We start from the raw sequence: 12,478 nt of genomic DNA, 5'->3' as shown, positions 1-12,478 counted from the left end.
TGTCACACATTATAAATTCGCGCTACCGCTTTCTATCCTAACTGTGTAATCACATCGTCAATTAAGTCGATTGCCTCATCAAACTGATACTGGTTAATCATAGATAAAGCGGGGCTTAATGTTTGCCACATTGCACTGCTCACCTTCGGCTTTAACGCATCAATTTTTGCCACAGCACTGGCATCGGCTTCATCTAGATTCTGACGTAAGACCCGTAATGCGGCTCTCAAGTCCTCATCTGATAGCAAGTCCACCGCTTGAGGCTCGGCTTGATTCACTATCACAGGCTTAGCCTGTTCAATCGCATCGCAGATAGAGGCCACTAGCGGTTGAATTTGAACTAACTCATCTTCATAGGGCGCTTTCTCTGTTAAATGCAACTCAAGCAAACGCGCTAATTCCACCAATTTTGCCGAACTTAAATTACCCGCTAAGCCTTTAAGGGTGTGGGCGATACGCACGGCATCTTCGACTTGATTCGCCGCAATCGCTTTGCGAACCTGCTCCACGACATTACGTTGACTGCTCACGAAACGATCAAAGATTCTTTGATAAAGACGCGTCGAATGCTGTACCAGTTGCAAACCTCTATCGATATCCAACTCAGGGTGTTCTGGCCACTTGAGCAATACCGTTTTATCAGCACCATTGCTGACTTCACCCTGTGCGCTGGACGAAGTTAACTGAGTTGAGGCTTCTGCCCTTATCGCTGCAGAAATTCCAGAAGAAGATCCGAGGTATTTCAATAGGGTTTGATAAAGCACATTCACTTCTATGGGCTTGGCAATATGGTCATTCATCCCAGCCCGAAGACACATATCTCTATCACCGGCCATCGCATTCGCAGTCATAGCAACGACAGGTAAATTTGCCAACTCAGGCCTTTTCCTTATCGCTTTAGTGGCTTGATAACCATCCATCACCGGCATTTGGCAGTCCATTAACACTAGATCGAAATGCTGTTGGGATAGCTTATCTAAGGCGATTTGGCCATTGGTCGCTATGGATAAAATAATCCCCACTTGCTCTAAAAACTCGCTGGCGACTTCAAGGTTCATCTCGTTATCTTCCACTAATAAGATACGTTTCCCTTGAAGTGGCAATAATAACTGCGGCGCCAGCTCTTCAGTGCGGCGTCTCACTGGTAATATGCCTTCACGGCCAATCGCATTCATTATGCCATCGAGCATGCGTGAGGCGCTGATGGGTTTACTGATGTACCCCGCCAGTGCTAATTGCTCAATTTGAGTGATAAATTCATGATTAGCATGGGCGGATACCATCAAGATCTTAGGCTGAGACTTAGCCTGTAGTTGGATCTGACGGGCGGTTTCTAACCCGTCCATATTGGGCATTTTCCAATCGATTAATGCCACTTCATAGGTCTGCAGTAAGCAGCGGCTTATTGCTTCTTCACCTGAACGAACCGTATCGACTCTAAAGCCCATACTTTCGAGCGTTGTACGCATTATGTCCCTAGCGGTCGCGTTATCATCTACCACCAGCACAGACATGCCCTCAAGCTCTTGCTCAAGCACTAATTTTTGGCCCTCGGAAATTTGTAACTTCACAGTGAAATAGAAGGTGCTGCCATGACCAAATTGACTTTCGACACCAATATTGCCCCCCATGAGTTCAACGAGTTGCTTGCAAATAGCCAAGCCTAAGCCTGTACCACCGTATTTACGGGTGGTTGAAGTATCCGCTTGGGTAAAGGATTTAAATAATTTTGCTTGCTGCTGCTCAGTTAAGCCTATGCCGCTGTCACGCACACTAAAACGCAGCACGACATCATCATCTTGCTGTTCAACAAGATTTAACGACAGTAATACTTCACCCCGCTCGGTGAACTTAATGGCGTTATTCATCAAGTTAATCAACACTTGACCTAAGCGTAGCGAATCACCATATAAATAACGCGGCACGTTAGGGGCGACTGCAAATAACAATTCAATCTGCTTGTGGGCGGCTTTTTCAGAAAACATATCGCTGAGATCTTCCAGCATAGTATCGAGCTGAAATGGCACAGATTCTATGTCGAGCTTACCCGCTTCAATCTTAGAGAAATCCAGAATGTCATTGATAATAGACAGTAAAGACTGCGATGCCCGCTCAATCTTCTCCACATAGTTTTTCTGTTTTTTATCTAATTCGGTCTGTAAACACAGCTGGGACATGCCGATAATGGCATTCATTGGGGTGCGTATTTCGTGGGACATATTCGCCAAGAAGTCACCCTTTGCTTTACTGGCGGCATCGGCTTGCTCTTTGGCAAGTAACAGTTCATCGGAGAGCAATTTAAGCTCTGTCATATCGACCATGCTGATCACAGCCGATTCAAATTGTCCTTGGGCATCTAACAGTGCCGACACATTGACCGTCATCCATAAAGGCGCACCAGAAGGACGAATAAAGCTTCTCTCGCCACGATAATGGTCAATTTTGCCACCGACCAATTCCTTAAATTGCGCCTTGGCAATAAGCTTATCTTGCGCGCTAAGGACCTCAAAAATTGCGGTATTGCGTAAACTCTCCCGTGACCGCGCCATATCGGCACAGAATTGGTCATTACAATCTAAGATAACGCCTTTAACATCCACATTGACGATACCAATGGTCGCACCATCGAACAGCGCCTTAAAGTGCGCTTCACTGAGGGCTAACTCTTGTTCTATGCTCTTGCGTTGGGTAATGTCCATTACATACCCATTCCAAGTAATGGCACCATCTTCTTCTACATGGCCGCTCGCACCCGCCTCCATCCAACGTATGCTGCCATTGGGATGGCGATAACGAAACTCGCGGATCCATTGAAACCTATCTTCACTCTTACCCGAAAGTGCCCGCACGACGTCCGGCCTTTCTTCATCAAAAATCCGCTCAGCGATGGTGTCAAAATTACTAATAAGATCATCACGATGTAGCCCCAGCATTTTCATTGCCGCACCAGAGAGAAAGGTAAATTTGCGATCAGTAGGCGAGTGCCATAACAATTGGTACACGGTACAAGGAATAGACTCTGTAATATTGGTCAATTGCAGGCGCGAAGCCTCCAACTGCCCTATAGCAAGCTTACTCTCTGTGATGTCATCAATACTGCCGTCGAACCAAAGTGGAACGCCCTCTTCGGTATAACTTGCCTTACCTTTCTCATGCACCCAGCGAATACTGCCATCGCGATGGCGGATACGATATTCCACTTCAAAGGTTTCTTGCTGCGCGAGTGCCCTATCAATATGCAAATGACATGTAGGCCTGTCCTCCTCTAAAATCAGCGAAGCAAAGGTACGTTGGCGATTTTCAATAAACTGACTCGCTGCATAACCCGTAATCTCAGCAATATTGTCACTGATATATTCCATGAACCATACATCCCCGATGCGAGTCCGATAAACGGCGCCGGGAATATTAGTCACTAAGCCACGAAAACGCTGTTCGCTATCACGGATCTTCTGCTCAACGGCCAGTTTTTGTGTCATATCGCGTATTGAAGCCGCCACTTGCCTTTGTCCATCAAAGGCAGGGGGAAGAATACTCAGCGCTATTTCCGCAATAAATTCATTACCATCGGCTTTTAACGCCCGTACATGACGGGCATTTGCCATGCCTCTATCGCGGCCTTCGCGCAGGAATGTTTGCCGCTCAAGTACATGCCCGTTTCCTAACTCTTGCGGCAATAACGCCTCAACCTGCAAACCCAGCATAGCGCCCGTTTCGTATCCAAAGAGCTGCTGACAGCGACTGTTAGTAAAGACGATTTTCCCAAGTTCGTCGACAATGAGCATGGCCTCTGGAGCGGCTTCTAGTACGGCATTTGACCAGACTGCCGCTGAAAACTGCTCAGTAACATCGGTAAATAACATCTCCACCGACATTAACTCACCCGTATCTGATAATAATGGCTGCATAAACACATCGAGCCTTCTTAAATGCCCTTTTTCATCCAGCATTTCCACTTGGTGCGAAGGCACATTTTGGCCCTTTAAGGCTAAATCGGTATATTCCCAGTTCTTCTCATTGAGGGGATTAGCCGAGAAGAGCCTTTGATATTTGCGCTTGAGCAAATCAGGGGTAATCCCCAACACCTTAGTTACCCCCTCACTAACCTGGGCGAGTTGACCATTGGGTTCGAGGGAACAGTAGAAAGACTTTTCACTCATGCCATCAATTAGGCGCGCAAAGCGATTACCGCGGGAATCAAGAATGGCTTGTTCACGTTCTGCGAGTAATTCCGCCATTTGATTGAAGGTAGTACTCAGCGTCACAATTTCACTCACGGCACCTTTAGGTACAATGAGCTGCTGAGTTTTACCCTGTCCAAAGGACAAGATACCCGACTCGAGTAGCTCTAGCGGCCGAGTTAACCGTTTCGCCGCGAGATAACAGGTCAGCAATAATAAAAGGGTTAATAAACTTAAATTGAGGATGATAGATGCTAGATCATCAAGCAGGGAGTTGAATAAATCTTGTTCTGGCGCTAATACAATCACACGCCACTTTAATTGCGGTACAGTCGCAATACTAGCAAGATAAACAACATCTTGGTTATCAACAAACCTTGTTTGACCATCAAGCCTTTTATCCTGTAGCGTCCAAAAATCGGCATTTTTATTCTTATCGAGCCACTGGGCTGAAGTCGTTGCCAGCACTTTTTCTTTATCTACATGATAAATAAGCCGCCCTTGATCGTCTAAAACCACCAGACGATTTGGTGCAATCCCCAATTGTTTTGGCAATCCATCTAAGGCTAAATCAACCGTGGCGACTCCAAAATAATTGCCTACCTCACCAAAAGGAGCCGAATAGGTCAACATCAGAATATTCCCCGCCCCCTCATCAAAGTATGCCTTTGACCAATAACCGTTCGCTTGATTGATAGCCTTACTCCACCAATCCCAAGTGCCATCGGTATAGTCGTAGCCTTCAGCACCAATATCGAGGTAGTGTAAATCGTTACCACCACTTGTATCGCGGTAAACATAGGGGGAAAAGAGCTTTCGATTGGGGAAGGTATTAGGTTTAAACGCGACTGCGGAGCCAAAAAAATCAGGGTTACGTTTGACTCGATTCATCAAGACACTTTTAACACTCTCAGTGTCATTCATGTCTTCTTTACTTGACAAAAAACCAATAAAATCAGCAAGACCTTGGGTGTTGGCCTGCGCATGCTCGAGCAGAAACTGCAGACGAGAAGCTGAATGACTCGCCTCTTGTGTCAGGCTATGGTAAAGCCGATTCTCTGAGGAGATATAACTAAACCAAGCGTTTACACTATAAACACTCGCCATAATTAAAATGAGAGGCAAGGCTATGTGGGATAAAATCCTACTGCGAAAAGTACGAAGTTTACTTTTTTCCATGGCGTCGCCCTAAAGCCCCCGATTTTATAAGCACTGCATTTAAAAATAGCACTTATAAAGTAAACGAAGAATTTAGTGGCGACAATGTCAAAGTTAAAATAATGTGAAGTAATTTATTGTTTTAAAAACACTAATAAGCCGTCTCTAAGAAGCCGTCTCTAAGGTTTGATTAGGTAAGATACGAGCAAAATAGCTTTGGGTTTCGGCGATAATGATATGCCTCAAGCCCACAATGGCAATCAAGTTAGGGATAGCCATCAAACCATTAACCGTATCGGCCAACAACCAAATCACATCCAGTTTGATAAAAGCACCACCCGCAATCAGCACCAAAAACACCACTTGATACATGCGTAACCCGCGCTCACCGACTAAGTAATACCAACAGCGTTCACCATAATAATGCCAGCCCAAAATCGTTGTAAACGCAAAACACACGAGCGCAATCGTCACCAAATACTGACCCACAAGCGCTGAGCCTCCCAGAGCAAAAGCAGCACTCGTCATCGCAGCACCTGCCGTCTCACCACTCCATACTCCAGTGATGATCAGCACTAAGCCCGTCATAGTGCAAATGATGATGGTATCGAAGAAAGTACCCGTCATGCTGACGAGACCTTGCTCAACGGGTTCATTGGTTTTAGCAGCAGCGGCGGCAATGGGTGCACTACCTAATCCAGATTCGTTCGAGAACACACCTCGGGCAATACCGATTTGAATCGCCTGCGCGACTGTCGCCCCTAAAAAGCCCCCCGCAGCTGAGAGTGGCGTAAAGGCAGATTCAATCACTAAAGCTAAGGCTGGTAAAATCTGCTCGGAGAAACCGACTAAGATCCACACGCAGGCCAGCACATAACCAATCGACATCGCAGGCACAAGTTTTTGCGCCACATTTGAAATGCGCTTTACGCCACCCAAAGTGACTGCGGCAACTAACACAGTCAACACAGTTGCAGTCAACCAAGTCGGCACCTCAAAGGCAATCGTCAGTGCATCGCTGATGGCGTTAACCTGTGCAAAAGTACCGATACCGAAAAAGGCCACACCAACCCCAAAAAGAGCGAACAATTTCGCCATCCAAGGCAGACCAAGGCCGCGCTCGATATAATACATAGGGCCACCCGCAATCTGCCCACGAGCATCGGTGGTACGGTACTTTACCGCCAACATACATTCAGCATATTTAGTCGCCATGCCGAAAAATGCCGCCAGCCACATCCAAAATAACGCCCCAGGGCCACCCATTTTTATTGCCGTCGCCACGCCAACAATATTACCGGTACCGATAGTGGCGGACAGCGCCGTACAAAGCGCGGCAAAGGAAGATAAATCCCCATGACCTTTGGCAGGTTTAAACAACAATCCCATCGCCATCGGCAGACGAAATACTTGGATAAGCTTGAGACGCACAGTGAGGTAAACCCCGGTACCCACCAGCAAACAAAGGGTAATTGGGCCCCAGACGATGCCATTAATACTGGCAAGTAAAGCTTGAAAACTCATGATATTCCTCGAATATTAAACAACAAAATTAATAAACGGAGGAGGAAAAGAAATGGCTGTGACGCGCCGCAGTCGGACGCTATAGCGAACTATTTTGACCTAATCTCGGCCGAGAATCGCCTAAGCTGAACGCTAAAAGCGTAGCAAGCGAGAGCTCTACACGAGTGCTTTCAATAAGAGCAAAAGTACTCCATCTCAAGCAAAAGAGTAAAAATAGCCCACGACGACAAACGACAGGGACTGTGCAGTCATCCTCTCCTCTGTCCTTTTGCCTGAGCGTTTCGCGTCGCAGGTTATACAATAACACCACGACACTTTCGCCTTCGGCGCCACCTGATTGCACAATGAGTGCAACTGGTAGTCTCTCCAGAGGCTCGTCCAGTAACAGTCCACGCCTATCGGCACCTGAAAGAGTGCTTTGTTTTTATAAGAAGACTCGCTTCTGTAAAACCAAAGTTGCCTCGTCGGTGTGGGGTCAATTCCCCACTCTCCTGCTACCTTCATCCGAACGGATTGCTAGATTGAGATTTACTCCCAAGCTAACAGGACGCACAGAATGCAACAAATGCGACGTCAGCTCAAGCCGTTTACTCACAGTTCGCGGAGGATTTAATCCAGTTGACTATTTTTACACCAAATGACGATTTATGTTTTGTTACTCAGTAGATGATCCTATTACAAGAAAAATCAGTATCTATCTGAATAGAAAATGCTTTATCTTGAACATAGAATGGCAATGCTAAATTGCGGCCACTAAGTAAGTTGCCGCCGCAATTTGAAACACTGCTTACCACACCCGCCGCCAATGGATATAAAGGAGTTGCTCAATGGCCGACGTCGCTAAGCTTAACCAAGTCACCAAAGGCTTTCGCGATGGTGAGCAATATCATCAAGTACTGCAAGCGGTTAATCTACAGATCCACAGAGGTGAAACCGTGGCGCTTACAGGTCCCAGCGGCAGCGGCAAAAGCACCTTACTCAACCTGATCGCCGGCTTTGAAACGCCAGACTCGGGTGAAATCTTGCTAGAACAAGCGTCCACCTCAACTTGGCAAGACAAAGATTGGAGCCGTTTCAGACGTAATTCCTTAGGTGTCGTGTTTCAGCAATTTAACTTACTCACGCCACTCAACGTGAAAGACAATATCGCCTTCTCCTTAAGTTTAACCGCGCAGCCATGGTCGCCTTGGTGTGACTATCTGGTTGAAAAACTAGGGCTCTTGCCATTACTTCACCGCCAAGTTGAAGCCCTGTCCGGCGGTCAACAACAGCGCGTCGCCATCGCCCGCGCCTTAGCCCATAAGCCAACCTTATTGTTAGCCGACGAACCCACGGGTAACTTAGATGATGTATCGGGTAAGCAAGTCATGGCATTACTGTGTGAACTGGCACGGGAAAGCCAAACCAGTATCTTAATGGTCACCCACAGCGAAGAGTGCGCCGCCTTTATGCAAAAACGTTGGCACTTATCCCAAGGTGCAGTCGCTATCTATGAACAATAAACCGCTCACTAAGGCGACTCCCACAGAACTTAAGCAAACAGAACTTAAACAGGCTGGGCTTAAGCAAACAAGGCTAAAGTTAACTTGGCTGAGGCTGACGTGGCTCAGCCTAAAGGTTTTTATCGCCCATTATCGCCATTCGCCTATACAAGCAGGTGCCATTCTGCTCGGTATCGCCTTGGCCGTCACTCTGCTCATTGGAGTCAAGGCAACCAATGACAATGCCGTGCGCAGCTATAGCGAGGCGACTGAGTTACTGAGTCAACGCGCCGATGTGCTACTCACGCCGCCCCTTGGACAAAACACTTTAGATGAATCTGTCTATTTCGCCTTGAGACGAGCCGGATTAAGTCAGAGTCTCGCCGTCGTAAGTGACAAAATCTCCAGTAAAAACGGTCAGTTCTGGCAACTGGAAGGCAGCGATTTGATCGCTGCATTAACACTACAAAAATCGAGAAGTAACGCCTCGACCGACACACAATCAGCCACCTCGCCACAGATGAATGACTTACCGCTTGCCGATCTCCTCAGCGGCGCAGCCACAGTAATAATGAGCCGCAGCCTAGCTGCCAAAGTGGCACCCGACGGTAAACTTGTTTTAGAAAATAGCACCTTAGATGTCATTGCAATTGATGACAGTTTTGGTCTAGGAAGCGCCATCTTGGCCGATATGTCCCTCGCCCAGCGATTACTAAACATGCAAGGCAGATTGAGCTATATCGCCATGTTCAGTGAGCGAGAAAACCTACCTAAACTAAAATCCCAACTCGACGCCTTAGGGATTACGCCGCAAAAGGCCAGCTTTAGCCAACAGGATCAAGGCCAAGCGCTGATAGCGCTGACCCGCAGTTTTCACCTTAATCTTAATGCTATGAGCATGTTAGCCTTCGTTGTCGGCCTCTTTATCGCCTATAACGGTGTGCGCTACAGCCTAATGAAACGGCAAAAACTGTTAGTGCAATTATTGCAACAGGGAATCGAGCGCCGCGCCTTGATGACGGCACTGATGTTCGAATTAATTTTGTTAGTAGTCATAGGTTCAAGTCTGGGCTTTATCAGTGGTTTGCAACTCAGCCACTGGCTGCAACCTATGGTCGCCATGACCTTAGAGCAAATGTATGGCGCCCACTTGCTCCCCGGTATTTGGCAATGGACTTGGCTTTTTGAGGCAATTGCCCTCACCTTAATTGCCGCGCTCGCCGCTTGCTTGCCCTTGTATTTAGATCTTACGCGCCAAGCACTTGCACAAGGGGCGAATCGCTATCAGCAAATGCAGGCACACCGTAAAACCCATAGCATTCAATTTGCCTTAGCCTGTGGCTTATTGACCTTAGCGGCGTTGCTGTTTCCCTTCAGCCAAAGCTATAACATCAGCTTAGTGTTGCTCGGTATCGTCGCTATCGCTATTCCCTTATTGTTACCACAATTATTGCATTGGGGCGTCAGTGCGTTAATGCCCTTGGCGCGTCCTGGATTATGGCAATATCTTCTCGCCGAAACCCGTGAGCTTATTGCACCTCTTTCCCTTGCTATGATGGCGATCTTACTGGCGCTCAGTGCCAATGTGTCGATGAACACCCTCGTTGGAAGCTTCGAGCAAACCCTGCGAACTTGGCTAGAAACTCGCTTGCATGCCGATCTCTATATCCGCCCACCGAGCCAGCGTATCGACACTATTCAAACCCAATTGATACACGATCCTAGAGTCAGCGGTCTTTATCAGCAGTGGCAAATTGAAGCCCAGCTTTCACTGCCAGTTTCGACGGATAATCCGAGCAAGCAGACAATTCCGGTGAGCCTACTCAGCCGCGATGAATTTTCGACTCGGCACACCAGTGCGCTTAAGGAAAGCCAGCCTACATTGTGGCAATCCTACTTTAATGCACCCGTTGTATTGGTGAGCGAACCTCTTGCCATCAAATACCAATTACAGCTTGGTGATACTGTGTCATTGGATGTGCTCAAGAAAACAGGTAACAGCAAAGCCATTATTGGCGGCATTTATTATGACCACGGCAATACCCGAAACGAGGTCATTATCAGCCAGCCACTTTGGCAACGGGCCCAGTTACCTGTACTGCCAGTCAGTTTAGCGGCAAGTTTTCACGGTAAAGAGCAAGGCAGTAGGATAAGTGAAGCGCAGCTTGATCAACTACAAGTCCAACTGGCGACTGAGTTAGGTTTATCCCAAGCACAAATCTACAGCCAAACTAAGATTAAAACCCAAGCTATCGCTATGTTTAAACGCACTTTTTCCATTACCTTAGTGCTGAATAGTTTAACCTTGATTGTCGCCGCGATTGGCCTCTTTAGTGCCTGCTTAATGTTGACTCAGGCAAGGCAAGCGCCACTGGCACGGCTGTATTCCCTCGGCGTCAGTCGTAATGCTCTGCGCGGTATGGTGTTTATGCAGATGTTGATTGTGGTACTGATCACTTGCCTGCTCGCTATGCCAACGGGCGCGCTGTTAGGTTACCTGCTTATTAATAAGATCACCTTGCAAGCCTTTGGCTGGACGATAAAAATGATTTGGGATTGGCAAGCTTACGGCCATGCAATACTGATTGCCTTAACCACCTGCACCTTAGCCGTACTCTTACCGCTGTATTGGCAAACCCGCAAGCCACTGGTCGCTAGCCTGCAGCAGGAGACCCTGTGATGAAAACACTCAGTATTGTATGGGCAGTGGTTGGGTTAATGCTGATCGGCGGCTGCGATAAAACGCCATCGACGCAAAGCACTCAATCTAAATCCATGGCCAATGTGGTAGGGAAAAACTCGAATAATCAAGATGATTTGGCTTTTACGCCTGTTGTTCCTAGCTATAGATTTGAATTTCCCCGAGATCACTTGACGCACAATGGCTTTCGCCAGGAATGGTGGTATCTGACCGCCAATTTAACCACAGAAACAGGTGAGCAACTCGGTGCCCAGTGGACGCAGTTTAGAGTCGCCCTGAAACCCACAACTCTGCAAACAATCGCTCCACAAACAACAGTTCCGCAAGGAACAGATGTGATAGCTAAAAATGAATCCACATGGGAGACTCAGCAGCTTTACTTGGCCCACAGTGCATTAACCTCGAATAATGCTCACTTGGCCCACGAAAAGTGGTCACGCCGTCATAGCGAGTTTGCCGAGGTGAAATTAGATCCTTATCAAATCCGCCTCGATAACTGGCACTGGCAGAGCGAAACCAATGCACTCTTTCCCGCGACCTTAACGGTGGAGAATTCTGATTTTAGCTATCGACTTCAGCTTAATAGCCAAGCGCCACTGCAATACCAAGGCGTTAACGGCTATAGCCTTAAAAGCCGCGACGGCCAAGTAGCCTCTTACTATTACAGCCAACCCTTTATTGAAATTTCAGGTGAAATCAACCGCAATGGCAAAGTGGAGCAAGTCACAGGCCAAGGTTGGCTCGACAGGGAATGGAGCTCGCAATTCCTCACTAAAACGCAACAGGGCTGGGATTGGTTCGCGCTCAGGTTAAACGATGACTCGACGCTGATGTTGTTTCAGCTACGGGATCAGTCTTCAGCAGAGTCCGCAAAGAATACACCTATCTCAGCATTTTATAGCGCCAGAAGAATGTTTGCCGATGGCACTGGGCGCAACATCAATTCCACTGACAATCCCAATGACATTCAGATGACGCCTCTTAAATGGCAACACACAGTCAATGGCGACTATCCCGTTAGCTGGCAGGTAAAAATCCCCAGCGAAAATATCGATCTCACTATCACCCCGCTCAATACCAATAGCGCTATGTCATTATCAACGCCCTACTGGGAAGGCCCAGTGCAACTCTCTGGCAGCCATACAGGTACGGGTTATATGGAGCTAACGGGCTATTGAGCCTAAACATCGCTCTTAATAACCAGAAATGCTAAGTCAGCGCGAAGTAACACAACAAGATAGCCATGTTGAAAAATCATCTTAAGCCACTGTTACATAAAGATATATCAACATCAGATACGTGACCAAGCCCACAATAACGCCCTATTTGCGATCGAGTTAAAGACTAATAATCAACCAATTGTTGCATTTTAAAGTCAACCCAAATACATTATCATAAAATCAAATGACAACGTTGTCATAACATAAAAGAAA

Annotated in this window: 5 protein-coding genes and 1 riboswitch; of the genes, 3 read left to right on the top strand and 2 right to left on the bottom strand. The window is 47.2% G+C overall.

Going from position 1 to position 12,478, the window contains the following annotated elements:
* Positions 1-32: 32 nt before the first annotated feature.
* Both L5M71_RS05820 and L5M71_RS05815 read right to left on the bottom strand, forming a co-directional pair.
* Positions 33-5,360: a PAS domain S-box protein gene (locus L5M71_RS05820; protein ID WP_263207149.1), complete on the bottom strand. Its 5,328-nt coding sequence runs from the start codon at positions 5,358-5,360 to the stop codon at positions 33-35.
* A 144-nt stretch (positions 5,361-5,504) separates the two neighbouring features.
* Entirely contained in the window at positions 5,505-6,863 is a 1,359-nt protein-coding gene (locus tag L5M71_RS05815) for an alanine/glycine:cation symporter family protein (protein WP_173246737.1), read from the bottom strand.
* Between the two features lie 250 nt (positions 6,864-7,113).
* A riboswitch (glycine riboswitch) is annotated at positions 7,114-7,243 on the bottom strand.
* A 447-nt stretch (positions 7,244-7,690) separates the two neighbouring features.
* Here L5M71_RS05815 and L5M71_RS05810 point away from each other — a divergent pair.
* Genes L5M71_RS05810 through L5M71_RS05800 form a run of 3 tightly spaced genes read left to right on the top strand, consistent with a single transcriptional unit; the run spans position 7,691 to position 12,223 of the window.
* Positions 7,691-8,365, top strand: coding sequence for an ABC transporter ATP-binding protein (locus L5M71_RS05810; RefSeq protein ID WP_168822486.1), 675 nt, complete (start codon positions 7,691-7,693; stop codon positions 8,363-8,365).
* Positions 8,355-11,024 carry an ABC transporter permease gene (locus L5M71_RS05805; RefSeq protein ID WP_263207146.1) on the top strand — a complete coding sequence of 890 codons (2,670 nt, stop codon included), beginning with the start codon at positions 8,355-8,357 and terminating at the stop codon, positions 11,022-11,024. The genes L5M71_RS05810 and L5M71_RS05805 overlap by 11 nt, the downstream gene beginning before the upstream one ends.
* A complete protein-coding gene (locus tag L5M71_RS05800) occupies positions 11,024-12,223 on the top strand; it encodes a lipocalin-like domain-containing protein (RefSeq protein WP_263207144.1) in 1,200 nt (399 codons plus the stop codon). The genes L5M71_RS05805 and L5M71_RS05800 overlap by 1 nt, the downstream gene beginning before the upstream one ends.
* Positions 12,224-12,478: the final 255 nt, after the last annotated feature.

The organism is Shewanella sp. SW1, from assembly GCF_025653545.1.
GTDB classification, from domain to species: Bacteria; Pseudomonadota; Gammaproteobacteria; order Enterobacterales; family Shewanellaceae; genus Shewanella; species Shewanella oncorhynchi.
This window is presented reverse-complemented; position numbering and strand designations above follow the sequence as displayed.